The following is a 22,936-nucleotide window of genomic DNA, read 5'->3' as shown; positions in this document are numbered from 1 at the left end:
GAGGTCAGCGTGACTGTCGACCAATCAACGGCATCATCCCTGCAGATGGACGGCCAGGTGAACGACGCCAAGGCGCTGCGGCGGGCGTTCGGCGCCTTCGCCACCGGTGTGACCGTGGTGACGACGGGCGGGTCCGTCCCGCACGCCATGACCGCCAACTCCTTCGCCTCCGTCTCGCTCGACCCGCCGCTCGTGCTGGTCTGCATCGACCGGGCCGCCGTCATGCACCAGTGCCTCAGCATGACGGGCTTCTTCGGGGTCTCGGTCCTCGCGGCCCACCAGGAGAGCGAGGCGAGGCACTTCGCCAACCGCTACCGCGCGCTGGGCGCCGCCCAGTTCGAGGAGGTCGAGTGGCTGCCCGGCGACCTGACCGGGGTCCCGCTGATCGCCGGGACGGTCGCCAGGTTCGAGTGCGAGCTGTGGCGCACCTACGACGGCGGCGACCACACGATCTTCCTCGGCAAGGTGCTGTCCATGGAGCAGCAGACCGACCGGGAGGGCCTGCTGGTCTACCGCGGCCGGTTCCAGGAGCTCACCGACCGGCCGGGGGTGCCGGCGTGAGCGCGACGAGCCGCCGCGCCGTCCTCGCGCCGCCCCGGACCCGCAAGGGCGGCGCCCAGGTGGCGCCGCCCGGCCCCCCGGTGACGGCCACGCCGCGGCTGTTCCTCCAGCTCGTCCGCGACCGGCTGGGGCTGCTCACCTCGGCCACCGCGGCGTACGGCGACGCCGTACGGCTGACCATCGGGCCCAAGAGCATCTACCTGTTCAACCACCCGGACCACGCCAAGCACGTGCTGGCCGACAACAGCGCGGCGTACCACAAGGGGATCGGCCTCGCCGAGGCGAAGCGGGTCATCGGGGACGGGCTGCTCACCAGCGAGGGCGAGGTGTGGCGCGCCCAGCGCAGGACGGTCCAGCCGATGTTCCAGAACAAGCGGATCGCCCACCAGGACGCCGTGATCGCCGGCGAGGCGGCGCGCCTGGTGGAGCGGCTGCGGGCGCGGGTGGGCGGGCCGCCGGTCGACCTGGCGGGGGAGATGACGCGGCTCGCCCTCGGCGTGCTCGGCCGCACCCTGCTCGGCGCCGACCTCGACCGGTTCCACTCGATCGGGCACGCCTTCGAGGACATGCAGGACCAGGCGATGTTCGAGATGGTGTCGCTGAGCATGGTGCCGCTGTGGCTGCCGCTGCCCGGGCACCTGCGCTTCCGCCGCGCCCGCCGGGACCTGTACCGGGTCGCCGACCGCCTGGTGGCAGGCCATCCGGACGGTGGGGACGACGTCGTGACCCGGCTGCTCGCCTCGCCCGCGGGCGTCGATCCCCGTCCCGCGCGGCGGCGGATGCGCGAGGACCTGGTCACCCTGCTGCTGGCCGGGCACGAGACGACGGCGAGCACGCTGTCGTGGGCCTTCCACCTGCTGGACCGGCATCCGGAGGTGCGCGAGCGGCTGCGGGCCGAGGCCGTGGAGGTCCTCGGCGACCGGCCCCCGGTGTACGACGACCTGCACCGGCTCAGGTACACCGCCATGGTGATCGAGGAGGTGATGCGTCTCTACCCGCCCGTGTGGGCGCTGACCCGGGTGGCCCAGCGGGACGACGAGGTCGGCGGCTACCACGTGCCGGCCGGGGCGGACGTCATGATCAGCCCGTACACGCTGCACCGGCACCCCGCGTACTGGACCGACCCCGAGCGGTTCGATCCCGAGCGGTTCGACCCGGACCGCGCGCACGGCCGGCCGCGGTACGCCTACATCCCCTTCGGCGCCGGGCCGCGGTTCTGCGTCGGCAACCACCTGGGCATGATGGAGGCGACGTTCGTCCTCGCGATGGTCTCCCGCGAGCTGCGGCTGGCCCATGTGCCCGGCCGTCCCGTGGTCCCCGAGGCGATGCTGTCGCTGCGGGTCCGCGGCGGCCTGCCCATGACCGTCCACCGCGCGTAGGGAGCAGCGCGCGGGGGAATCGGGTTGAAAGCGAGCGGCCGGGCGGTGACGCCCGGCCGTCTTCGCGTGAGGAGCCGCGTGGGAGCCGCGTGGATGCGGGGCCGGCCGTTCAGCAGGCCTGCCTGGCGGCGCCGACCGGCGACAGCAGGTCGCGCAAAGCCAGCAGGACCGGCGGGTCGAGCGGGCGCATCGGCCGGAGCCGGACGTCGGCGACCTGTGCTCCCGCGCCGGGCCGCACGGTGATCGGCCCGCTGCACGAGATGCACTGCGCCTCGTCCTCGCCGCCGGGGGTGCCGAAGGCGTCCTCGTGCCCCTCGGCGGCCGACTGCGCGATCAGGTGCCACCGCCCCGGCGGCACGTTCTCCAGCACGTACGGCCCGGGCCGGTCGAGCAGGGTGTAGCAGACCGGGCGTCCGCCAAGGATCCGCTCGGGGAACAACCCGGCGAAGACCGGCCGGTCCGGCAGCGGCGAGGAGATCTCGCCCGCGATCGTCGCCGTGGCGCCGGAGGGGGTGGCGCCAGGCCCGGCCGCGAGCAGCTGCGGCGTCACGCTTCCGAGCACGCGGTACCTGCTCGGGGACAGGCCCACGCTGCTGGTGAACCGCGAGCTGAAGGTGCCGACGCTCGAATAGCCCACCTGGTGGCTGATGTTCGTCACGCTCATCACGGTCGAGGCGAGCAGCCTCTTGGCCTCGCGGAGCCGTACGGCGGACAGGAAACGTCCCGGGGACAGTCCGGTGACCCGCTGGAAGACCCGCGAGAAGTGGAACTTGCTGAACATGGCCACCCGGGCCATGTCGTCGATGGTGATCGGTTCGCCGAGGTTCTCGTGCATGTTCTCGATCACCCTCAGCGCGGCTCGCTCGATTACTTCGTCCATTACTCCTCCCGGTGTCCGGAGGCGTCTGGTGAGCGATCCTGAATCGGATCGGCGGGTCCGCGCGCGAATGGTGCCGCCCGCGGATTTCGTGGAATGCTCGTCGCCCGGAATTCACGGCGGCGCCCTCCGATTTCCGGCCGCCTCGTTCCGGTCTTTCGTTCTTTTACATGCGGCCGGAGGGGTCCGGCGCTGCATGGAAACGGGAATTAATTTGAGAATTGTGTTCGGGTGGTCGTCCGGTCGCTTTCCGTGGTCGCCGCGCCGTGTGGCGGCACGCCGGCGGTGTGCCCGTGCTACGCCGCGGCGGGGAGGATCTGCCGCGGCGCCGGCGGCCCGGCGTGGTGGCGCCGCTCGCGCGGGTAGCCGAGCGACACCTCCTCGAACCGCACGCCGTCGTGCCATGTCGTCCGCGGCACGTGCAGGTGGCCGTACACCACGGCGGACGCGTGGTAGCGCAGGTGCCAGTCGGCCGTGTGCTCGGTGCCGCACCACTGGGCGAACACCTGGTGCCGCAGCACGCGGGTGGGCTCGCGGAGCAGCGGGAAGTGGTTGACCAGGACGGTCGGCAGTCCGGGGTCGCGCGCCTCGAGCCGCGACTCGGTCTCCCGCAGCCGCGCCCGGCACCACGCCTCCCGGCTGGGGTACGGGTGGGGGTCGAGCAGGATCTCGTCGGTGCAGACGACGCCCAGCCGGTACGCCTGGGCGAGCGACTCCTCCTTGGTGGTGTGCGGGTCGCGGAAGCTGTAGTCGTACAGCAGGAACAGGGGGACCACGGTCGCCGGGCCGCCCTCCCCGGTCCACACCGGGTAGGGGTCCTCGGGAGTGAGCACCCCGATCCGGCGGCAGACCTGGACGAGCCGGCGGTAGCGCTCCTCGCCCCGCAGGGGCTCGGGGTCGCCGGGCGTGGTCCACAGTTCGTGGTTGCCGGGCGTCCACACAACCGCCGCGAAACGGTCCCGCAGCGTGGCGAGCGCCCATTCGACGTCGGAAATCCGCTCGCCGACGTCGCCGGCGACAATCAGCCAGTCGCCCGGCGCGCCGGGACGCAGCGATTCCACGAGCGCCCGGTTTTCCGGGTGGGCGACATGGAGGTCGCTTATCGCGAGCAGTCTTCCATTTTTCGTCCGCCAGCCGGTCACGACGAAATCGTAAAGGGATCCGGCGGGCGCGGGAATCGCTCGCGGCGGTTATGGGACCCCAGATTTCCGGATAGGGGACAGGGGGTCCGGATAGGGGTTGTGACGCCAGGTTGGGGCGGCCAATTCTGGCTCCGTTGGCCCAGGCCGCGGGAGAGCGCTTCTCAGCCCGCGGGCAGGGGACGCGGCCCTGTTGGGGAGTGTGGGCGGATGGCCGAGGCTCGCGACGACGGGTTCTCGCGCTACGCGAGACAGGCCTGGCCGGCGCTGCGGCGCACGGCCTTCCTGCTCACGTCGGACTGGCACGAGGCCGAGGACCTCGTCCAGCGGACCCTGATCGCCCTCCACCGCCACTGGGACAGGCTGGAGCGGCACGACAGGCTCTCCGGGTACGCGCGGGCGATCATGATCCGGCTGGTCTACAGCGACCGCAGGTCGCACCGGTGGTCGCGGGAGGTCCTGCACGAGCTGCCGCCCGAGCCCGAACCCCTGGCCGACCCCTACACGCTCGTGGTCGACCGCATCCTGCTGATGAACGCGCTCGCCGGTCTCGGCCCCCGGCAGCGGGCCGCCGTCGTCCTGCGCTACTGGGAGGACCGCAGCGTCGAGGAGACGGCGTCGGCGATGGGCAGCGAGGGCTCCACGGTCCGCAGCCAGACGGTCCGCGCGCTGGCCACCCTGCGTACGGCACTGACGGCCGCCTCGGACGGCACGGCCGGAGAGGCGCGGCGCAACGCGGAAGATGCGACGCGCGCGGCGGTGCCCGGACGATGAAGGTGACCTGAGTCGAACTGAGACACGAGGGAACGCCCATGCCGCCGCGAGCCCCAGCAGACGACAATCCCAGGACGACGACACTGGAAGCCTTCGCGGACACGATCGTCCCCGGTGAGAAGAGGTACCCCGGCGACCTGGCCGTGGCCGGCGCGGCCGAGGGCGCCGGGGCGGTGCAGGCCGGCGCCATCGAGCTGCTCGAATGGAACGCGACCGGCGTCACGGAGGGCCTGGACGACTACGCCCGCCTGCTCGGCGACCACGCCCGCGACTACGCGGCGGAGCACGGGCTCACGCTGGACGACTCGGTGCCGCCGTTCGTCGCCCTCACCTTCGAGCACCGGACCGCCCTGGTGCGCCGGCTGACCGCGCCCGACCACCCGGAGAAGGCGTTCTGGGTCCTGCTCGCGCTGTTCAGCAACATGGCCTACGACTCCGCGGCGCACACGAGCACGGCCGAGGCGATCGCCGCCGGGCATCCCGGGCTGCTCGCGATGGGCATCGCCCGTCCCGGCGACGACGGACTGTGGCGGTTCCCCGCCCACTCCTACGGCAGGCCCCTGGCCCGCCTGCACCCGGACACGACCCCCTCAGGGAGCCCCGCATGACCAGCACTGAACGCACCGACGTCCTCGTGGTCGGCAGCGGCTTCGGCGGCGCCATCGCGGCCTACCACCTGGCCGCGGGCGGGGCGCGCGTCGTCGTGCTCGAACGGGGGCCGTGGCTGGGCGCGCAGGACTTCGAGCACGACTTCAAGCTCGGCTCGTCCTACACGCGGGCCTTCGACTTCGTCGTCGGCGACGGCATGAGCGTGCTCGGCGGCAACTGCGTGGGCGGCGGAAGCGTCGTCTACTTCGCCGCCATGCCCCGCGCGCCGCGCTTCGTCTTCGAGCGCCACGGAACCATCGGCCGCCGGATGTGGCCGGCCTCCGTCAGCCGCGACACCCTCGACCCCTGGTACGACCGGGTGGCGGAGTCCATCCCCGTCACCACCCAGGACTGGAACGACGTCACCTACGCGGGCGGGCTGTGGGCCGCCGCCTGCGACCACTCCGGCCGCACCGCCAACCCGGTGCCGGTGGCGATCGACAACGCCAAGTGCGTCAACTGCAACTGGATGATGGCCGGGTGCCGCTTCGACGCGAAGCGCTCGCTGCTGACCAACTACCTGCCGGCGGCGCTCGCCCACGGCGCGCAGATCCGCCCGCTGCACGAGGTGCAGCGGATCGAGCGCAACCACGACGGCTCCTACCGCGTGCACTACGACCTCATCGACGAGGAGGACTACCGGATCCGCTACGACGGCGGGGCGATCGACGCCAAGATCATCGTGCTGGCGGCGGGAGCCGGAGCCACGCCCGTCATCCTGCAGCGCAGCGAGGCGACGCTCGGCGCCATGCCGCACGCGGTGGGCCGCTACTTCTCCGGCAACGGCGAGCGGCTCAACACCGCGGTGCTCAACGAGGACCGGGTGCGCGAGGTGCTCGGCCTGTCCCGGGGCGACGGCCTCGCGTACGCGGCCAACCAGATCGGCAAGGGCCCGACCGTGGCGAACTGGGACCGGCTCGACGGCTCGCTGCCCGAGTTCACCCGCTACTCGCTGGAGCAGCTCTACTTCCCGCCCGGCCTCGGCACCATCCTCGCGCAGGTCGCCGACGCCGCCCCGGGTGAGTCGACCTGGTTCGGCGTGAAGAAGAAGGAGATGCTGCGGCGCTGGCAGTCCTGGCTGATCATCTTCCAGATGATCGAGGACGCCAACGAGGGCGTCTTCGGCCCGCCGCCGGCCAAGGGCAACGCCGACCGGGTGTCCCAGCAGATGCTCGGCGTCGGGCGCCTCAAGTACGACCCCGCGGAGACCACGCTGCGCGCCTGGGCCATGGCGGACGCCGAGGTCAAGGAGATCCTGGAGCGCGACGGCCTGGCCACCGTCACCGCCTGGACCAACGACGTGATCGGCGCGTACACCGTGCACCCGCTGTCGTCCTGCCGCATCGGCGACGACCCCGCGACCTCCGCCCTCGACGACCGGAACGAGCTGCGCGGGCACCCGGGCATCTTCGTCACCGACGGCTCCGCCGTGCCGGGCGCGCTGACCGTCAACCCGGCCATGACCATCGCGGCGCTCGCCGAGCGCGCGATCCCCGGCATCGTCCGGGCCGCGCAGGACCGGGGCGTGGACGTCACCTACGGCGCGCCGGCCCCCGACGGCGGGACCAGCGGCCGCCGCGGGGTCGCCGACCTGCTGCCGAGCCTGACGAGAAGGTAAGGGGGAGCCGAGATGGGGGCCGTCCTCGCCCGCGCCACGCTGCCGGGCACGCTGGCGCAGGTCCGCCACGTCGCCCCGGTGCGCCCGAACGCGGCGCCGGACCTCGTCCGCCGGGTGTACGCGCAGGTCGAGCGGGACTTCGGCATGCTGGCGCCGCCCGTGATCCTGCACTCGCCCGCCCCGCCCGTCCTGGCCGCGTGCTGGCTGGCGCTGCGTGAGTCGCTGCTCGCGCGGGGCGCGGTCGCCCGGCAGGTCAAGGAGGCCGTCGCGACGGCCGTCTCGCGGGGCAACTCCTGCCCGTACTGCGTGGACGTGCACCGGGCCACGCTGGACGCCCTCGTCAGACGTGGCGGCGCTGCCACCGACCCCCGGACCTCGCGGATCGAGGAGTGGGCGCGGGCGGCCGCGCGGCGCGGGGAGGCCGCCTCGCACGCCCTCCCGGTGCCGCCGGACCAGGCCGCCGAGCTGATCGCGGTGGCCGTGACGTTCCAGTACCTGAACCGGATGGTCAACGTCTTCCTCGGCGACTCCCCGCTGCCCCCCGGAGTGCCCGTACGGGCCCGCAAGGGACTCATGCGGCTGTTCGGGCTGCTCATGGCCCCGGCGGCGAGCAGGGCGGCGACCCCGGGCGACTCGCTGAGCCTGCTGCCGGACGCGCCGCTGCCGCCCGACCTGTCCTGGGCGCGGGACGTTCCGCACGTCGCCGGGGCATTCGCCCGGGCTGCGGCGGCCGTGGAGGAGGCCGGGCGCCGCTCGGTGCCGGAACCGGTGCGCGACCTGGTCACGGACGTGCTCGACGGCTGGAACGGCGAGCCTCCCGGCCTGGGCCGCGCGTGGGTCGCCGGCGCCGTGTCCGTCCTGCCCGACCGGCACCGACCGGCCGGACGCCTGGCGCTGCTCACCGCCCTCGCCTCCTACCAGGTGGACGAGGGAGTCGTGGACGAATTCAGGCGCGCGGAGCCGGACGACCGGACGCTCGTCGAACTGACGGCGTGGGCCGCCATGTCCGCCGCGCGCCGCGCCGGCGCCTGGGCCCACGAGGCCCGCCCGCATGTTGGTGACCGTGACACCGCGACGACTTCTAGTGAGAGGACTGCCCGATGACCCAGCTGGAGACCGTGCTCAGGGACCTCACCGCGGAGGGCGAGCAGCTCGACCGCATCGTGGCCGGCCTCGACCCGGACCAGTGGAACCTGCCCACCCCCGCGCCCGGATGGACGGTCAGGGACCAGATCGCCCACCTCACCTTCGTCTTCCGGCTGGCCGCGACGGCGGCGAGCGACCCCGCGGCGTTCGAGGCGATGACCGCCCCGGCCAAGGGGAACTTCGACGCGGCGGTGAACGCCGCGCTCAAGATGTTCGAGAACGACACGCCGGCCGAACTGCTCGCCAAGTGGCGGTCCGTGCGCGCGGAGGTGGTCGAGGCGCTCGCCGCCGTGCCCGCGGACGCGACCGTGCCCTGGCTGGTCAACCCGCTGCCGCCGGTCGTGCTCGCGTGCGCCGGGATCATGGAGCAGTTCGCCCACGGGCAGGACATCGCCGACACGCTGGGAGTGGAACTCGAGCGCACCGACCGCCTGGGCCACCTCGTCGTGTTCGCCGTGCTCACCCGCGACTTCGGCTACCTGTCGCGCGGCCTCACGCCGCCGGCCGAGCAGTTCCGCTTCGAGATCACCGCGCCCTCCGGTCAGGTGTGGGCGTACGGGCCCGAGGACGCCGAGCAGCGGGTCTCCGGCCCCGCCGCCGACTTCTGCCTGCTGGTGACCCGGCGCCGGCACCGGGACGACCTCGCGGTCACGGCCGTCGGCGCCGAGGCCGACCGCTGGCTGGACATCGCCCAGGCCTACCGCGGCCCGGCCGGACAGGGCCGCAGGCCGGGCCAGTTCGCTCCCGCGCGCGTGTAGCGGGAGGCGGAGTAAGGAGGAACCGATGAGGCCCACACCCGCGGGCTTCCGGACGGCGGGGGAGACGCCGGGGACGGCGGGAGAGGTGGCCGGCTGCCTGGACGGCACGGTCCACCTCGCGTACGCGCGGGCGTCGGCGGCCGATCTTCCGGTGGTCGCCGCCGGTTTCTCCGCCGAGGCGGCACTGTCCAGGGCACGGGCCCGCGCCCGGGCCCTGGGCCTGCTGCGTGAAGGACCCGCACCGCGGGCGACGCCCGGCGGGGGCGGCAGGGCACTGCGCCTGTCCGATTTCGTGCCGCACCCCACCGTGCCGCACCCCACCGTGCCGCAGCTCATCGCGCCGCACGCCGCCGCGCCGCACGCCGCCGTGCCGCACGCCACCGTGCCGCACCCCACCGGGAGCGGCGGCCCGCTCGTCGCGGGCAGGGGGCTGCTGACCGGTGCCGGTTACCGGCTGCCGGGCGAGGTCGTGTGGCTGCGGGAGCACGGTGGCCCGGTCGAGCCCACCGCGATCGGCGTGGTGGACGACTGCGCCCCCGCCGGCGTCGCCGACGTGCTCGCCCACGACGCGGTCCTCCGGTGGCGGGCCGCGTCCCGCCGCCCGCCGCTGCGGATCACGCCGTACCTCGGCGGACTGCTGCCACCCGGGGTCGCGGAGGCGGCCTCCGGGCTCGGCCTGTCGATCTCGGCGTACGTGCTGCCGGCCGGCGAGGTCAGGACCGTGCTCGTACGCGTGCGCGGCGCGGCCACGACCACGGCCGCCGCCTGCGGGCGCACGCTCGGCGCGGCGGTGCGCGAGGCTTTCCTGCTCGCGGTCGCGGCCGGGGCGCAGCCGGGGCAGGCCGTCCCGGACCTGGGCGCGCCGAGCCGCCTCGTCGCGTGGCGCCACGAGGACGGTCACCCGGCGGACCTGGAGCGCACGGCCGTCGACGCCGATCCCGGGATCGTCGACGAGCCCGCCGGGCCCGTCCCGTCCGGCTGGGCGGGCGTCGCCTACCGCCGGTTCGGGCACGAGCCGATCCTCGTCGAGGCGGGGGAGTCCCGCGAGGCCGTCAAGGTGGTCTGCCCGGGCGCCTCCTGCTACCGGCGAGAGCGGCCGGGGATCGAGGTGCCGTGTCCGGTTCGCTAGTCCCCGCCCCGTCGCACACCCCGTCACGCGGATCGCACCACGAAGACGCGGGAGGTGAGCCGTGGACGTCTCCGTGATCGGCATCTCACCCGAGGCGGCCGAGATCTACCGGTATTTCCTCCGGTGCAAGGGCGAGGGAGTCGGTTCGGTGCCGGAGGCGCTGGGCCTGTCCGCGGACACCGTCGAGGCCGCCGTGGAGACGCTCAGCCGGCTGTCCCTGCTCGACATCGCCGACCGGCACAGGGTCGTGGCGACGGAGCCGCGCATCGGCATCGAGCGGCTGGTGGAAAAGCGCCTCAACGAGCTCAACGCCGAGATCCGGCGGGTCCTGGCGGCGCGCGACGCGATCGCCGTCTTCATGGAGGACAAGCACGAGGGCGACCGCGCGGCGACGGTCCTCGACATCGAACGGGTGGAAGGCGTCGAGCGGGTTCGCCAGCGCATCGACGACCTCGCCTTCTTCTCCTACAAGGAGACGCTCTGCCTGCATCCGGGCGGCCCGTTCAGCCGGGTGATGATCGAGTCGGCGCTGCCGCTGGACACCCGCTCGCTGCGCCGGGGCCTGGCGATCAAGGGCGTCTACCACCCGGCCGCGCTCGACGACCCGTTCATGGTGTCCTACCTGCGCGAGCTGGTCAGCCTCGGCGCCGAGGTGCGCGTCACCGATCAGCCGATGGACCGCATGCTCATCTACGACCGGAGCGCCGCCGTCGTGCCCATCGACCCCAAGGAGAGCGCGAAGGGCGCGTTGCTGGTCAGGGAGCCCGGGCTGGTCTCCCAGCTCGTCATCTACTTCGACGGGGTGTGGAAGTCGGCCACCGACTTCCGCGACATCATGGAGCCCACGACCTTGGAGCCCGCGCTGTCGGAGATGGAGCAGCGGGTGCTCGCGGTGATGGCCACGGCGGACAAGGACGAGATCGCGGCCAGGGAGCTGGACGTCTCGGTGCGGACCTACCGGCGCTACGTGGCCGATCTGATGGCCAGGCTCGGCGCCGTCAACCGGTTCCAGGCGGCCCTGCGGGCCAAGGAGGAGAACTGGATCTGAGCTCGGTGCGGGGCCCACGCGGGGGCGCGGCGCTCACCCCCACGTGTTGCCGTACTGCACCGGGCTGCCCCAGGTGTTCCCGTCGTTGCCGTCGGCGAGCACGGTGATCCGCGGCCCGTCGTCCACGACGCCTGCGCCTCCCGCCGTGCTCGCCATGCCGGCCGTGCCCGCCGCGAGCCCGCACGCGAGGGCGCCGGACGCCAGGGCGATGGCCCACTTGAGGGTGCTCCACGAAGCGGTGGGGGAGGAGACCAGGGTCTTCATCTCGGTGCCTTCTCTCGCTGCCGGAGGGGTTGTTCTCGCACTACCTACTGTGCGGCGCCACAGGACCCGGAACCAGGCGTCCGGCGTGCAGCAAGCTGCACCGGCGTTACCGCTTCCTGCCATCCCGGCGCCGCATGGCAAAGGAGGAGGTGACAGCGCGGGCCCGCGAGATTTTGACTGAGGCCACGTGACCCGGAACGCCGGCGCGCGCACAACGCGCACCGCGGGGGGAGGAGCGCTGATGAGCATCTCGGAACTCGACGTCGCACCGGCGGACCTGCCGCCGCGGACGCCCCCGGAGCGGCCGGCCCGTTCGATGGGCGCGCTGCGCGAGGAGCTGGCCCGGCTGCGCGCCCGGACCGTCGCCGGCCGTCCCGACGGCGTGGCCCGGCAGCACGCGCTGGGCAAGCGGACCGCCCGCGAGCGGCTGGACCTGCTGCTCGACGAGGGCTCGTTCGTGGAGATCGACATCTACCGGCGGCACCGGGCGCAGGGGCTGGGCATGGACGGGCGGCGCCCGCACACCGACGGCGTCGTCGCCGGCTCCGGCACCGTCCACGGCCGGCGGGTGTTCGTCTACGCCCAGGACTTCACGGTCTTCGGCGGCTCCCTGGGGGAGGCGCACGCCGAGAAGATCCACAAAGTGATGGACCTCGCCATGTCCACCGGCTCGCCGTTCATCGGCCTGAACGACAGCGGCGGCGCGCGGATCCAGGAGGGGGTGATGTCCCTCAACGGCTACGGCGGCATCTTCCGGCGCAACGTCCAGGCGTCCGGCGTGATCCCGCAGATCAGCGTCGTGCTCGGGCCCTGCGCCGGAGGCGCGGCCTACTCCGCCGCGCTGGCCGACTTCACCTTCATGGTGCAGGGCACCTCGCAGCTCTACCTGACCGGGCCGGACGTCGTCGAGGCGGTGACCGGCCAGCGGGTCACCCACGCCGAGCTGGGCGGCGCCCAGGTCCACGGCACCCGCTCGGGCGTGGCGGCGTTCGTGCACGACGACGAGGAGGCCTGCCTGGCGGAGGTGCGCTACCTCCTCTCGATGCTGCCGGGCAACAACCTCGAACCGCCGCCCGCGGCGCCGCCGTGCGACGCGTCCCGCGACACGCGCCCGCGCCTGGCGGAGATCGTTCCGGCCGAGCCCAGCAAGCCGTACGACATGCGCGAGGTGATCGCGGAGCTGGTCGACGACGGCGACTTCCTCGAACTGCACGAGGGCTGGGCGCGCAACGTGATCTGCGCGCTGGCCCGCGTCGACGGCGCGGTGGTCGGAGTGGTCGGCAACCAGCCCTTGGTGCTCGCGGGCGTGCTGGACGCCGACGCGGCGCAGAAGGCGGCCAGGTTCGTGCGGTTCTGCGACGCCTTCAACATCCCGCTGGTGACCCTCGTCGACGTGCCGGGCTTCCTCCCCGGCACCGACCAGGAGTACGCCGGCATCATTCGGCACGGCGCCAAACTGCTCTACGCGTACTGCGAGGCGACCGTGCCCCGCATCCAGGTCATCCTGCGCAAGGCGTACGGCGGGGCCTACATCGTGATGGACTCCCGGTCGATCGGCGCGGACCTGTCGCTTGCGTGGCCGACCAACGAGATCGCGGTGATGGGCGCCGAGGGCGCGGTCAACGTCGTCTTCCGCCGTGAGCTCGCCGCCGCGGCCGACCCGGCGGGCCTGCGCGCGGAGCTGCTCGCCCGGTACGCCGGTGAGCTGGTCCACCCGCAGTACGCAGCCGAGCGCGGCCTGGTCGACGACGTGATCGACCCGGTGCAGACGCGCTCCGCCGTCGCCCGCGGCCTCGCCATGCTGCGCGACAAGCGCAAGCCGGGGGCGCAGCGCAAGCACGGGAACGTGCCCCTGTAAGCGTCCCACCCTCGGATGCCCATTCCCGCGCCCGCCCCGCCCGTCCGGGCGGCGGCGGGCGTTCGCGTGCCCGGACGCCTCCGCTGGCAGGATGCGGTAACCCCGCTGCAGCTTGCTGCCTGGGCAAGCCCTGGTTCCACGCCCCCCACGGCCGCACATTGAAGGTGTGACGACAACAGGCAGCGGACGGAGGCGGTGGCCCGCGGGCGCCCGCCTCCCCGGAGGAGCCGCGTGCGGGGCCCGGCCGCCGCGGCGCGCGAGGCCGCCAGGCCGGCGGCCGGAGAGGGAGCCGAGGCCATGCTGGTTCAGCTGACGATGCGCCGGACGGACGGGCAGGCGGCTCCGGGCTCGCCGGTGGACGGGATCCGGGTGCTCGCGCTTCTTCCCGGTAGCTGGCACAAGCACCTCGAACAGGTCGCCGGCGACATCGTCATCAGAATCCGCGCGGAAGGGACGACGGCGGGAGGAGTCCGCGCCGAGGTGGCGAGGATCCTCACCAGCCCCGAGGTCAGCCACCTCGAACTGGTCGCCTGCCGTCCCCTGGAGGGTCCCCGGCAGTAGGACGCTAACGAAGGAGACGAACCGATGATCGCCTCGGTTGTGGCGGCGGGTGAGTGCCATGTGTGGTGGGCGGACCCGCGGCTGGAAACGATCGACACCCTGGTGCGGGACCTCAGCGCGAACGAGTTGCGCCGTGCGGCCCGCTTCCGCCGCGAGCCCGACCGCCGCCGCTTCCTGACCGGGGCGCGCCTGCTGCGGGAGGCCGCGGCCGAGCGGCTGGGCGTCCGTCCCGCGGACGTGGTGGTGGACCGGACGTGCCCCGACTGCGACAGGTACCACGGCAAGCCCCGCATCCTGACGGAGGGGGAGACCCTGCACGTCTCCATCTCCCATTCGGGTGACCGGGTCGCGGTGGCGCTGACGGCCGTGGGGCCGCTGGGCGTAGACGTGGAGGCGGTGCCCGCGACGCCGGTGGACGACCTCGCGCGCTGCGCGCTGACCGAGACCGAGCGCCGCGCCCTCGTGGCCCTTCCCGAGCACGCGCGGTACGAAGGCTTCGCCCGGATCTGGGTGCGCAAGGAGGCCGCGCTCAAGGCCACCGGGCACGGTCTGCGAATCTCCCCGGACCGGGTCGAGGTGACCGGCCCGGGGGAGAGCCCCGCGCTGCTGAGCTGGCCGCTGGACGTGCCGCCCGCGGCGGTGCGGATCCACCCCCTCGACCCCGGCCCCGGGTACGTCGCCGTCGTCGCGGTGCTCGGCGGCGACCACGGCATCACGGTCCGCGAGGCGGACGCCGCGCTCCTGCGCCGGCGCGCCGGCTTCGAGACGGCACGCCAGGCCGCGTGAGCGGCGTTGACGACGCCCGGTGCGAGGCCGCTCAATGGCGGGTGAAGACCAGCTCGCCGCGTGAATCCGCACCGGGCCGACCAGAAGAAGGCTGATTCTCGTGAACAAGGGCTTCATCCTGATCCCGGGCCCCTGGATGGGCGCCTGGGCGTGGGGGCCGGTGGCGCGGCGCCTGCGCGGCTACGGTCATGCCGCCCGCGCGATCACACTCCCCGGCCTGGCCGATCCCGACGGGGACGTCGCGGGCGTCGGCCTGGAGACGCACGTCGGCACCGTGCTGTCGCTGCTGGAGGAGGAGGACCTGCGCGACGTCGTCCTCGTGGCGCACAGCTACTCCGGCATCGTGGCCGGCCAGGTCGCCGACCGCGCGGCCGACCGGGTGGCGCACACCGTGTTCGTCGAGGCGTTCCTGCCGCACGACGGCAAGTCGATGCTGCACGCGTTCCCCGAGCGCCAGCACGCCGCGGAGCTGCGGCTCATCGAGGACAACGGCGGCCGCTGGCCCGCGCCCGACGCCGCCGTCGTGGGCGAGGGGCAGGGCCTGACCCGGCGGCAGGCGCGGTGGCTGGCCGAGCGCCTCGTCGGACATCCCGGCCGCACCATCGCCGAGCCCGCCGTCCTGACCCGCCCCCTGACGCAGCAGCGCGCCACGTACGTCGTCTGCTCCATGGAACACTTCGGCGGACGCGTCGCCGCCGACGTCGACGCCCTGCGCGCCGCCCCGAACTGGCGCTTCCACACGTTGCCGACCGGGCACTGGCCCATGATCTCGGCGCCCGGGCGGCTCGCCCTGCTCCTGCACCGGATCGCCGGGCGCGCCTAGTAGGGGGCGGCCCGGCGCGCCGCCCCGGTAATCGCCCGCATCCGGGGTAACTTCGGCATCATGGCCACCCGTACGTCCGGACAGGGGTCCGGCAAGCGCCCCGCGTCGCGCTCCGGATCCCGTACGGCTTCCCCGAAGCGATCCCCGGCGGGTTCCCGAGGCAGGGCGGCGCCCAGGCCCGCGCCCAAGCGGCCGGTCGCGACCGGCCAGGACCCGGTCAGCTGGTTCTTCCTCATCATCGGCAAGATCTTCATCAGCATGTGGATGCTGGTGGCGAACGGCGTGGGCAAGGCGGCGCGAGGGCTCGGCCAGGGCGCCCGCGACCTCGATCCCGTGCACCGCCGCGACGGGCAGGGCCTGTCGGTGCTCGCGGGCGCCATCGTGCTCGCCGCCCTGACCTGGCGGGACACCAAGACGGGTTTCGCCGCGTTCGTCGACGCCGTGGTGCGCGGGACAGTGGGGGCGCTCGCCTGGGGGGTGCCCGTGCTGCTCGCGCTGCTCGCCTGGCGGCTGCTGCGCCACCCCGACCAGAACGCCGAGACCGGCAGGATGGGCATCGGCTGGACGGCGCTGCTGGCCGGGATCCTCGGAATCGTGCACGTCGCCCACGGCACGCCGTACCCCTCGGGCGGGCCCGACGACGGCATGGACAACGTGTCGGCGGCGGGCGGCATGATCGGTTTCATCGTGTCGGCTCCGCCGTCGAGCATCCTGCCGGCGTTCATCACGATCCCGCTGCTGCTGATGCTGTCCGGCTTCGGCCTGCTGGTGATCACCGCGACGCCGGTCCACCGCATCCCCGAGCGCCTCGCCGAGATCCAGCACATGCTCTTCCAGCGGCCGGACGAGACCGGGGAGCCCCGCAAGAGCCCGGCGTCGGCCAGGAAGCGCACACGCAAGCAGCAGGGCGGCGGGCGCGACGCCGCCGAGGGCGGCGACGGCGTCAAGCCGTACGACACGCCCGTGCTGTCGGAGAAGGACCACGCGCCGGAGATCGTCCCCGGCCTGGTGGACGAGGTCGTGGAGTCGGCCGAGCCGACCGAGCCGGAGATGCGGCTCCCCAAGACGGCGCCGCAGCCGCCGCTGCCCACGCCCGCGCCGCGCAAGGTGGAGCAGCTCCTCCTGTCCACCCAGGAGGGGCCCTACACGCTGCCGGACCTCGCGCTGCTGCGGCCGGGCAGCGCGCCCAAGCCGCAGACCAGGGCCAACAAGATCGTGGTGGACGCGCTGACCAGCGTGCTGGAGCAGTTCGGCATCGACGCCCAGGTGGTGGGGTTCACCCGCGGCCCGACGGTGACCCGGTACGAGATCGAGCTGGGCCCTGCGGTCAAGGTCGAGAAGATCACCGCGCTGACCAAGAACATCGCGTACGCCGTGAAGTCGGCCGACGTGCGGATCCTGTCCCCGATTCCGGGCAAGTCGGCGATCGGCGTGGAGATCCCCAACACCGACAAGGACCTGGTTTCGCTCGGCGACGTGCTGCGCTCGCAGGTGGCCCAGGAGGAACATCATCCGATGATCGTCGGCCTCGGCAAGGACGTCGAGGGCCACACGATCGTGGCCAACCTGGCCAAGATGCCGCACATCCTCATCGCGGGCGCCACCGGCGCGGGCAAGTCGACCTGCATCAACGGGCTCATCTCCTCGATCCTGATGCGGGCCACGCCCGACGAGGTCCGCATGGTGCTGGTCGACCCCAAACGGGTGGAGCTCAGCTCGTACGAGGGCATTCCCCACCTCATCACGCCCATCATCACCAACCCGAAGAAGGCCGCCGAGGCCCTCGAATGGGTGGTGGGCGAGATGGACCGGAGGTACGACGACCTCGCGGCCAGCGGCTTCCGGCACGTCGACGACTTCAACAAGGCCGTGCGCGCGGGCAAGCTGGTGCCGCCGCCGGGCAGCGAGCGCGTCTACCAGCCGTACCCCTACCTGCTGGTGATCGTGGACGAGCTGGCCGACCTGATGATGGTCGCGCCGCGCGACGTGGAGGACTCGATCGTCCGCATCACGCAGCTCGCCCGGGCCGCCGGCATCCACCTGGTCATCGCCACCCAGCGGCCGTCCGTGGACGTCGTCACCGGCCTGATCAAGGCGAACGTGCCCTCGCGGCTGGCGTTCGCGACCTCCTCGCTCGCCGACTCGCGGGTCATCCTCGACCAGCCCGGAGCCGAGAAGCTCGTCGGGCAGGGCGACGCGCTGTTCCTGCCGATGGGCGCGAGCAAGCCGATGCGGCTGCAGAACGCCTTCATCTCCGAGAAGGAGATCGCGGAGGTCGTCGGCCACTGCAAGGCCCAGATGCAGGCCGAGTACCGGGAGGACGTCGCCGCGCCCGCCACCGCGAAGCGGGAGATCGACGAGGAGATCGGCGACGACCTCGACCTGCTGGTCCAGGCGGCCGAGCTGATCGTGTCGACCCAGTTCGGCTCCACGTCCATGCTCCAGCGCAAGCTGCGGGTCGGCTTCGCCAAGGCCGGCCGCCTGATGGACCTGCTGGAGAGCCGCAACGTGGTCGGCCCGAGCGAGGGGTCCAAGGCCAGGGAGGTGCTGGTCAAGCCCGACGAGCTGCCCGGCCTGCTCGCCGATCTGCGCGGGGAGTCGTAGGGCCGCCGCCCGTCGTCAGGCCGATCCGGCCGCCGGCGCGGGGGCAGGCCGGCGCGCCACGCCCTCGTACCGCTGCCCAATGATCGGCCCGGCGGCGGGCCCGGCGGCGAAGAAATGGCCGGGACCGTCGACGCGCTCGCCCGTGTGGGCGTCGACGACCACGGGCTCGACCTCCCGGCCGGTCCGCGCGTCCACGAGGATTCATCGACCGCTCTTCCGGGGCCAGTCGCGCGTTCCGCCATGCCGCGAGCGCGACGTACGACACCGCTGTCCGCGCGCAGCGTGGACACCACCGTGGACACCGGGAGGTGACAGGGTAGTTGCTCAGGGTCCACCCATGGGTACCCTCCGTAGTCAGTTACTGATTGAATGTGACTAACTACGCATCGTGGGGCGAGCTGGACGACGGTGCGCTTGGAGACAGGGGGGCGGAACGATGAGCGTAGGTGCTGTTTTGGCCGAAGCCCGTGAGCGCGCCGGGCTGACCGTGCGTCAGCTCGGCGAGCGCACGCGGATCCGCGAGACCGTCATCGAACGCTTCGAGCGGGACGACTTCTCGGTGGGTGACTTCTACGCGCGCGGGCACATCCGGACCATCGCCTCCGATCTCGGCCTGGACCCGGACGAGGTCCTGCGGCAGTACGAGCAGGAGAACGCCGACGGCGCGTCGCCGGTCAGGGCGTCGGCCGTGTTCAGGGGCGACGTGGGCGAGCGGGCCCGCCGGGCCCCCGGCTGGACGAAGGCCGCCGCGGTCGCCCTGGCCATCGTCGTGGTCGTCGTCGTCGCGCGGATGCTCGGAGGCTCCGGCGAGAAGGCGGGCCCGACGGCCGCCCAGCTTCCGGTGACCGCGCCGCACGCGCACGAGAGGCAGGCGAAGGGCCACGACAGGAAGACCCTCGAGGAGGCCTTCGGGCCCGGCCGCGTGGTCGTGAAGGTCACCACGCGCAAACCGGCCTACGTCGACGTGAAGGACGCCAAGGGCAAGGAGATCTTCCGGGGGACGCTGCCGGAGGGGAAGACCACGGCCTATTCGGCCAAGGACAAGGTGCGGATGGTCATCGGTGACGCGGGGGCGGTCCGCCTGGAGGTCAACGGAAGGGACCTGGGAACCCCGGGCAGGGACGGTCAGATGATCCGCCGCACCTTCGAGGCGGGCGGCCCGAGTCCCCGTTAATCGCCGACTGCCGATACCGTAGTTCGCATCATGTCTTCTCGCCGAACCGTATCGCTGATCACGCTGGGCTGCGCCCGCAACGAGGTCGACTCCGAGGAGCTGGCCGCGCGCCTGGAGGCCGCCGGCTGGCACACCGGCGACGACGATCCCGACGTCGTCGTCGTCAACACGTGCGGCTTCATCGATTCGGCGAAGAAGGACTCGATCGACACCCTGCTCGCCGCGGCCGACTCGGGCGCGAAGGTGGTGGCGGCGGGCTGCATGGCCGAGCGATACGGCGCGCAGCTCGCCGACGCCCTGCCCGAGGCGACCGTGATCTCCTTCGACGACTACGCGGAGATCGGGGAGCGTCTCGACGACGTGCTCGCGGGCAGGCCGCTGGTCCCGCACTCGCCCCGGGACCGCCGCACGCTCCTGCCGATCACGCCGGTGGAGCGCTCGGCCGCCCGGGCGCACATCCCCGGCCACGGCCAGGACGACGCGCTCCCCGCGGGCGTGGCCCCCGCCAGCGGCCCGCGCACACTGCGTAAGCGGCTCACCGGCGGCCCGGTCGCCTCCCTCAAGCTCGCGTCGGGCTGCGACCGGCGCTGCACGTTCTGCGCGATCCCGGCCTTCCGCGGCTCGTACGTCTCGCGCCGCCCGGAGGACCTGCTGGCCGAGGCCGCCTGGCTGGCCGGACAGGGCGTCAAGGAGCTCGTGCTGGTCAGCGAGAACTCCACGTCGTACGGCAAGGACCTGGGCGATCTGCGCGCCCTGGAGAAGCTGCTGCCCCCGCTGGCCGCGACCGAGGGCATCGAGCGGGTCCGCGTCAGCTACCTGCAGCCCGCCGAGCTGCGGCCCGGGTTGCTCGACGTGATCGCCTCCACCGAGGGGGTCGTGCCCTACTTCGACCTGTCCTTCCAGCACGCGAGCGGGACCCTGCTGCGGCGGATGCGGCGCTTCGGCGACCCCAGGAGGTTCCTCGACCTGCTGGCGCAGATCCGCGACCGCGCGCCCGAGGCGGGCGTCAGGTCCAACTTCATCGTGGGGTTCCCGGGGGAGACGCAGGAGGAGTTCGACGAGCTGGTGAGCTTCCTCGAGGAGGCCAGGCTGGACGTCATCGGCGTCTTCGGCTACTCCGACGAGGAGGGCACCGAGGCGTACGGCTTCGAGGGCAAGCTCGACCAGGACGTGGTCGACGAGCGGGTCGCGACGCTGACCGAGCTCGCCGAGGAGCTGACCGCCCAGCGGGCCGAGGAGCGCATAGGCACCGAGCTGGAGGTCCTGATCGAGGAGGACCTCGGCGACGGCGGCTACGAGGGCCGTGCGGCGCACCAGGGGCCCGAGGTGGACGGGGCGGTCACGGTCCAGGGCATCGGCCTGGTCCCCGGCCAGATCGTCCAGGCGGTCGCCGTCGACTCCGAGGGGGTCGACCTCATCGCCCGGATCAAGGCAGGCACATGACGGAGCGCGGTGAGCCGCCGGTGGACGTGGCGGGGCCGGGAGAGGTGACACCTGAGCCCGCGGCGCCGCCGGTCGCCGCCGTGCCCGCCGCCCTGCCCGCCGCCGCGCCGGTGGCGACCCCGGCGCCCGCCCCGCAGGCGGGGTCCGGCCTTCCCCAGGAGCCTGACGCCGTGCCCGCCGGCCGCCCGGAGGGCACGGGGGAGCAGGCGGGAGGCCCGCGGGCCGACGGCCTCACCGCGCCGGAGCCGCCGTCCGCGGGAGTCGCCGGAGAGGGCCCGGTGCGCCGAGTCAGCACCTGGAACATCGCGAACGCCCTGACCATCGCTCGGCTGGCGATCGTCCCCGTCTTCACCGTCTTCCTGTTCGTCGAGGGGGAGGCCTGGCGCCTGGCGGCCCTCGGCGTCTTCCTGCTCGCGTCCCTCACCGACCAGCTCGACGGCTGGCTCGCCAGGAAGTACGCGCTGATCACGGACTTCGGGAAGATCGCCGACCCGATCGCGGACAAGGCGCTCATCGGCGCCGCGCTGCTCAGCCTTTCGTACCTCGGCGAGATCCCGTGGTGGGTCACCCTGGTGATCATCGCCCGCGAGGCGGGGGTGACGCTGCTGCGCTTCCTCGTGATCCGGCACGGGGTTATCCCGGCCAGTTACGGGGGCAAGGTGAAGACCGTGTTGCAGATCGCGGCCATCGCCCTCTACATCGTGCCGGGCGTGCCCGACCTGGTCAGGTGGGCGGCGATGGGTCTCGCCCTGCTGGTCACGGTGGGGACCGGAGCCGACTACGTGGTGCGGGCGGTGCGGCTGCGGCAGGTGGCGAGGAGCGCGCGGACCTGATGATGGGCCTGGCGAGCGAGGTGCTGTCCCTGCTGGTCCGGCAGGGCGCGACGGCCGCCGTGGCGGAGTCGCTCACGGGCGGCCTGATCGGGGCCACGATGACCGGCCCGATGGGGGCCTCGGCCGCGTTCCGGGGCGGGGTGATCGCCTACGCCACGGATCTGAAGGCGAGCCTCCTCGACGTCCCCTCCGGCCTCCTCGACAGGGAGGGGGCGGTGCATCCCGCCGTGGCCGCGGCCATGGCCGCCGGAGTGCGGAAACTCACGGACGCCGACTACGGCCTGGCGGTGACCGGGGTCGCGGGCCCCGACCCGCAGGACGGCAAGCCGGTCGGCACGGTCCACATCGCGCTGTCGGGACCGGGCGAGCGCGTCTGGCATCGAGACCTGCGTTTGACCGGAGACAGGGACTCGATCAGAAACACCACGTGTCAGGAGGCGTTGAAGCTGCTGGAAGGTGTGCTGAAGGCAAATCTGGGGGAACATTCAGGGTGATTACCGCGTTACGTCCCCAGCGAACATGCTCGCCTCGGTCTGCCGCGGTGTCGCCCTCTACAGGTACGGTGGAGCTGTGAGTGAGGTCCGTGAGCCATCGGCGAGGAGCAAGACAGGCACACGCCCGGCGAAGGGGCCGAGCGAACCGATGATGACGGCGAGGCGTATGTACGAAGGGCAGATGAAGAAGGGGCGGCATGAGCCCACCGCGCGAGGCGTCGTGAAGGCGCCCCCCCTGGGGAGGGAGCGACAGATGATCCTGCTGCGTCAGCTGCTCGGTGACGTGCTGCGGCGGCTGAGGGTGCGGCAGAATCGCACCCTTCGCGAGGTCTCCACGTTGGCGCGTGTCTCACTCGGCTATCTGTCCGAGGTCGAGCGCGGTCAGAAGGAGGCCTCCTCCGAGTTGCTCGCCTCGATCTGCGGCGCGCTCGGGGTCCCGCTGTCCCAGGTGTTGCGTGAGGTGTCCGACCAGTTCGCGCTGGCCGAACTGCAGGCCGCCCCCGTGCTTGCCGAAGTGCCCGAGCACGAGCGCCTGCCCATCCCCGAGACCGTGCCCGCGGGGCCGGAGTTCGAGGGCTTCCCCGAGGTCAAGGACATGGTCGCCGCCTAGGCGGCGTGTTTCCCGCCCCGCCCGCCGGCGGAGGCGTCCCCGCGACTTCGCCTGGCCGGTCCGCCCACGGCGGCTGATGGTCAGGTGTGGCCCGCGCTCGCAGTCCGGATCGACCCGGACCCGGGTGCTCTGTCCCGATCCCACGGGCGGGCGCCTGGCCCTCGCAGGCCCTTTCCCGTTCTCTTTCTCATTGTTTCCCGCTGGTCGCGTCCGTCCCGCCCGGTGTCTCCACGCCCGCGGTCCCGGCTCGTGGTCCCAGTGTTCGCGGTCCCGGTGTTCGCGGTTCGCGCCGTGATTCCTTTCACTGCGGCCCCGCCTCCGTCCCGGTCCGAGCGGCCCCAACGCGTGTGCTCGCCGGCCGACGCCCGTCCGGGGCCTCCGCCTCCACCCCCGCTCGCGCGACCTGACC

Annotated in this window: 23 protein-coding genes; 19 read left to right on the top strand and 4 right to left on the bottom strand. The window is 73.0% G+C overall.

Annotated features, from left to right (window positions below):
• The first annotated feature begins 9 nt into the window (after nucleotides 1-9).
• Entirely contained in the window at nucleotides 10-561 is a 552-nt protein-coding gene (locus HHX30_RS03945) for a flavin reductase family protein (protein ID WP_311922064.1), read from the top strand.
• Nucleotides 558-1,940: a cytochrome P450 gene (locus HHX30_RS03940; RefSeq protein WP_311922063.1), complete on the top strand. Its 1,383-nt coding sequence runs from the start codon at nucleotides 558-560 to the stop codon at nucleotides 1,938-1,940. Before HHX30_RS03945 ends, HHX30_RS03940 begins: the two co-directional genes overlap by 4 nt.
• 109 nt (nucleotides 1,941-2,049) lie before the next feature.
• Here the strand turns inward: HHX30_RS03940 and HHX30_RS03935 are convergent, their stop codons facing one another.
• Together HHX30_RS03935 and HHX30_RS03930 are read right to left on the bottom strand one after the other, a co-directional pair.
• The gene (locus HHX30_RS03935; RefSeq protein ID WP_169979375.1) at nucleotides 2,050-2,820 is read right to left on the bottom strand and encodes an AraC family transcriptional regulator; all 771 of its coding nucleotides are present in this window, start codon (nucleotides 2,818-2,820) and stop codon (nucleotides 2,050-2,052) included.
• A 293-nt stretch (nucleotides 2,821-3,113) separates the two neighbouring features.
• Nucleotides 3,114-3,959 (bottom strand): metallophosphoesterase, encoded by an 846-nt coding sequence (locus HHX30_RS03930; RefSeq protein ID WP_169979373.1) that lies wholly within the window; start codon nucleotides 3,957-3,959, stop codon nucleotides 3,114-3,116.
• A 207-nt stretch (nucleotides 3,960-4,166) separates the two neighbouring features.
• On the opposite strand from HHX30_RS03930, the gene HHX30_RS03925 reads away from it, so the two are divergent.
• The 7 genes from HHX30_RS03925 to HHX30_RS03895 all read left to right on the top strand — a co-directional run bounded on the left by HHX30_RS03925 (nucleotide 4,167) and on the right by HHX30_RS03895 (nucleotide 11,077).
• A complete protein-coding gene (locus HHX30_RS03925; RefSeq protein ID WP_169979371.1) occupies nucleotides 4,167-4,730 on the top strand; it encodes a SigE family RNA polymerase sigma factor in 564 nt (187 codons plus the stop codon).
• A gap of 38 nt (nucleotides 4,731-4,768) precedes the next feature.
• Nucleotides 4,769-5,338 (top strand): DUF5987 family protein, encoded by a 570-nt coding sequence (locus tag HHX30_RS03920; protein WP_169979369.1) that lies wholly within the window; start codon nucleotides 4,769-4,771, stop codon nucleotides 5,336-5,338.
• On the top strand, nucleotides 5,335-6,996 hold the full coding sequence (locus HHX30_RS03915; protein WP_169979367.1) for an FAD-dependent oxidoreductase: 1,662 nt from the start codon (nucleotides 5,335-5,337) through the stop codon (nucleotides 6,994-6,996). The genes HHX30_RS03920 and HHX30_RS03915 overlap by 4 nt, the downstream gene beginning before the upstream one ends.
• Before the next feature lie 12 nt (nucleotides 6,997-7,008).
• Nucleotides 7,009-8,100 (top strand): carboxymuconolactone decarboxylase family protein, encoded by a 1,092-nt coding sequence (locus tag HHX30_RS42485; RefSeq protein WP_169979365.1) that lies wholly within the window; start codon nucleotides 7,009-7,011, stop codon nucleotides 8,098-8,100.
• A complete protein-coding gene (locus tag HHX30_RS03905) occupies nucleotides 8,097-8,900 on the top strand; it encodes a TIGR03084 family metal-binding protein (RefSeq protein WP_169979363.1) in 804 nt (267 codons plus the stop codon). The genes HHX30_RS42485 and HHX30_RS03905 overlap by 4 nt, the downstream gene beginning before the upstream one ends.
• 25 nt (nucleotides 8,901-8,925) lie before the next feature.
• Nucleotides 8,926-10,029 (top strand): hypothetical protein, encoded by a 1,104-nt coding sequence (locus HHX30_RS03900; RefSeq protein WP_169979362.1) that lies wholly within the window; start codon nucleotides 8,926-8,928, stop codon nucleotides 10,027-10,029.
• Between the two features lie 61 nt (nucleotides 10,030-10,090).
• Nucleotides 10,091-11,077 (top strand): helix-turn-helix transcriptional regulator, encoded by a 987-nt coding sequence (locus HHX30_RS03895; protein ID WP_169979360.1) that lies wholly within the window; start codon nucleotides 10,091-10,093, stop codon nucleotides 11,075-11,077.
• A gap of 33 nt (nucleotides 11,078-11,110) precedes the next feature.
• Here the strand turns inward: HHX30_RS03895 and HHX30_RS03890 are convergent, their stop codons facing one another.
• Nucleotides 11,111-11,341 carry a hypothetical protein gene (locus HHX30_RS03890; RefSeq protein ID WP_169979359.1) on the bottom strand — a complete coding sequence of 77 codons (231 nt, stop codon included), beginning with the start codon at nucleotides 11,339-11,341 and terminating at the stop codon, nucleotides 11,111-11,113.
• 241 nt (nucleotides 11,342-11,582) lie between these two features.
• On the opposite strand from HHX30_RS03890, the gene HHX30_RS03885 reads away from it, so the two are divergent.
• The 5 genes from HHX30_RS03885 (at nucleotide 11,583) to HHX30_RS03865 (ending at nucleotide 17,973) form a co-directional block, all read left to right on the top strand.
• Entirely contained in the window at nucleotides 11,583-13,199 is a 1,617-nt protein-coding gene (locus tag HHX30_RS03885) for an acyl-CoA carboxylase subunit beta (RefSeq protein WP_169979357.1), read from the top strand.
• A gap of 231 nt (nucleotides 13,200-13,430) precedes the next feature.
• Nucleotides 13,431-13,760, top strand: coding sequence for a hypothetical protein (locus HHX30_RS03880; protein ID WP_311922062.1), 330 nt, complete (start codon nucleotides 13,431-13,433; stop codon nucleotides 13,758-13,760).
• 24 nt (nucleotides 13,761-13,784) lie between these two features.
• Nucleotides 13,785-14,546, top strand: a complete 762-nt coding sequence (locus HHX30_RS03875; protein ID WP_169979355.1) for a 4'-phosphopantetheinyl transferase superfamily protein — start codon at nucleotides 13,785-13,787, stop codon at nucleotides 14,544-14,546.
• A gap of 100 nt (nucleotides 14,547-14,646) precedes the next feature.
• Entirely contained in the window at nucleotides 14,647-15,369 is a 723-nt protein-coding gene (locus HHX30_RS03870; protein ID WP_169979353.1) for an alpha/beta fold hydrolase, read from the top strand.
• Nucleotides 15,370-15,429: 60 nt separating this feature from the next.
• A complete protein-coding gene (locus tag HHX30_RS03865) occupies nucleotides 15,430-17,973 on the top strand; it encodes a DNA translocase FtsK (RefSeq protein ID WP_169979352.1) in 2,544 nt (847 codons plus the stop codon).
• Between the two features lie 15 nt (nucleotides 17,974-17,988).
• Here HHX30_RS03865 and HHX30_RS03860 read toward each other — a convergent pair whose 3' ends face one another.
• Nucleotides 17,989-18,168: a hypothetical protein gene (locus HHX30_RS03860; protein WP_211591463.1), complete on the bottom strand. Its 180-nt coding sequence runs from the start codon at nucleotides 18,166-18,168 to the stop codon at nucleotides 17,989-17,991.
• Between the two features lie 259 nt (nucleotides 18,169-18,427).
• On the opposite strand from HHX30_RS03860, the gene HHX30_RS03855 reads away from it, so the two are divergent.
• From HHX30_RS03855 to HHX30_RS03835, 5 genes are all read left to right on the top strand, one after another.
• Nucleotides 18,428-19,147, top strand: a complete 720-nt coding sequence (locus tag HHX30_RS03855) for a helix-turn-helix domain-containing protein (protein WP_169979350.1) — start codon at nucleotides 18,428-18,430, stop codon at nucleotides 19,145-19,147.
• Nucleotides 19,148-19,177: 30 nt separating this feature from the next.
• The gene (gene rimO / locus HHX30_RS03850) at nucleotides 19,178-20,590 is read left to right on the top strand and encodes a 30S ribosomal protein S12 methylthiotransferase RimO (protein ID WP_169979348.1); all 1,413 of its coding nucleotides are present in this window, start codon (nucleotides 19,178-19,180) and stop codon (nucleotides 20,588-20,590) included.
• The gene (gene pgsA, locus HHX30_RS41250; protein ID WP_211591462.1) at nucleotides 20,587-21,423 is read left to right on the top strand and encodes a CDP-diacylglycerol--glycerol-3-phosphate 3-phosphatidyltransferase; all 837 of its coding nucleotides are present in this window, start codon (nucleotides 20,587-20,589) and stop codon (nucleotides 21,421-21,423) included. Before rimO ends, pgsA begins: the two co-directional genes overlap by 4 nt.
• Complete coding sequence (locus HHX30_RS03840) at nucleotides 21,423-21,917, top strand: CinA family protein (RefSeq protein ID WP_169979347.1); 495 nt, start codon at nucleotides 21,423-21,425, stop codon at nucleotides 21,915-21,917. The genes pgsA and HHX30_RS03840 overlap by 1 nt, the downstream gene beginning before the upstream one ends.
• A 253-nt stretch (nucleotides 21,918-22,170) precedes the next feature.
• On the top strand, nucleotides 22,171-22,527 hold the full coding sequence (locus tag HHX30_RS03835) for a helix-turn-helix domain-containing protein (RefSeq protein ID WP_139576123.1): 357 nt from the start codon (nucleotides 22,171-22,173) through the stop codon (nucleotides 22,525-22,527).
• Nucleotides 22,528-22,936 lie beyond the last annotated feature (409 nt).

It is taken from the genome of Microbispora sp. H10836 (genome assembly GCF_012999525.1).
GTDB lineage: Bacteria > Actinomycetota > Actinomycetes > Streptosporangiales > Streptosporangiaceae > Microbispora.
This window is presented reverse-complemented; position numbering and strand designations above follow the sequence as displayed.

Excerpts from the sequence above, each read along its gene's own strand:
- HHX30_RS03935 (WP_169979375.1), bottom strand. The coding sequence starts at position 2,820 with ATGGACGAAGTAATCGAGCGAGCCGCGCTGAGGGTGATCGAGAACATG.
- HHX30_RS03925 (WP_169979371.1), top strand. The coding sequence starts at position 4,167 with ATGGCCGAGGCTCGCGACGACGGGTTCTCGCGCTACGCGAGACAGGCC.
- HHX30_RS03920 (WP_169979369.1), top strand. The coding sequence starts at position 4,769 with ATGCCGCCGCGAGCCCCAGCAGACGACAATCCCAGGACGACGACACTG.
- HHX30_RS03915 (WP_169979367.1), top strand. The coding sequence starts at position 5,335 with ATGACCAGCACTGAACGCACCGACGTCCTCGTGGTCGGCAGCGGCTTC.
- HHX30_RS42485 (WP_169979365.1), top strand. The coding sequence starts at position 7,009 with ATGGGGGCCGTCCTCGCCCGCGCCACGCTGCCGGGCACGCTGGCGCAG.
- HHX30_RS03905 (WP_169979363.1), top strand. The coding sequence starts at position 8,097 with ATGACCCAGCTGGAGACCGTGCTCAGGGACCTCACCGCGGAGGGCGAG.
- HHX30_RS03900 (WP_169979362.1), top strand. The coding sequence starts at position 8,926 with ATGAGGCCCACACCCGCGGGCTTCCGGACGGCGGGGGAGACGCCGGGG.
- HHX30_RS03890 (WP_169979359.1), bottom strand. The coding sequence starts at position 11,341 with ATGAAGACCCTGGTCTCCTCCCCCACCGCTTCGTGGAGCACCCTCAAG.
- HHX30_RS03885 (WP_169979357.1), top strand. The coding sequence starts at position 11,583 with ATGAGCATCTCGGAACTCGACGTCGCACCGGCGGACCTGCCGCCGCGG.
- HHX30_RS03875 (WP_169979355.1), top strand. The coding sequence starts at position 13,785 with ATGATCGCCTCGGTTGTGGCGGCGGGTGAGTGCCATGTGTGGTGGGCG.
- HHX30_RS03865 (WP_169979352.1), top strand. The coding sequence starts at position 15,430 with ATGGCCACCCGTACGTCCGGACAGGGGTCCGGCAAGCGCCCCGCGTCG.
- rimO (WP_169979348.1), top strand. The coding sequence starts at position 19,178 with ATGTCTTCTCGCCGAACCGTATCGCTGATCACGCTGGGCTGCGCCCGC.
- pgsA (WP_211591462.1), top strand. The coding sequence starts at position 20,587 with ATGACGGAGCGCGGTGAGCCGCCGGTGGACGTGGCGGGGCCGGGAGAG.
- HHX30_RS03840 (WP_169979347.1), top strand. The coding sequence starts at position 21,423 with ATGATGGGCCTGGCGAGCGAGGTGCTGTCCCTGCTGGTCCGGCAGGGC.
- HHX30_RS03835 (WP_139576123.1), top strand. The coding sequence starts at position 22,171 with ATGATCCTGCTGCGTCAGCTGCTCGGTGACGTGCTGCGGCGGCTGAGG.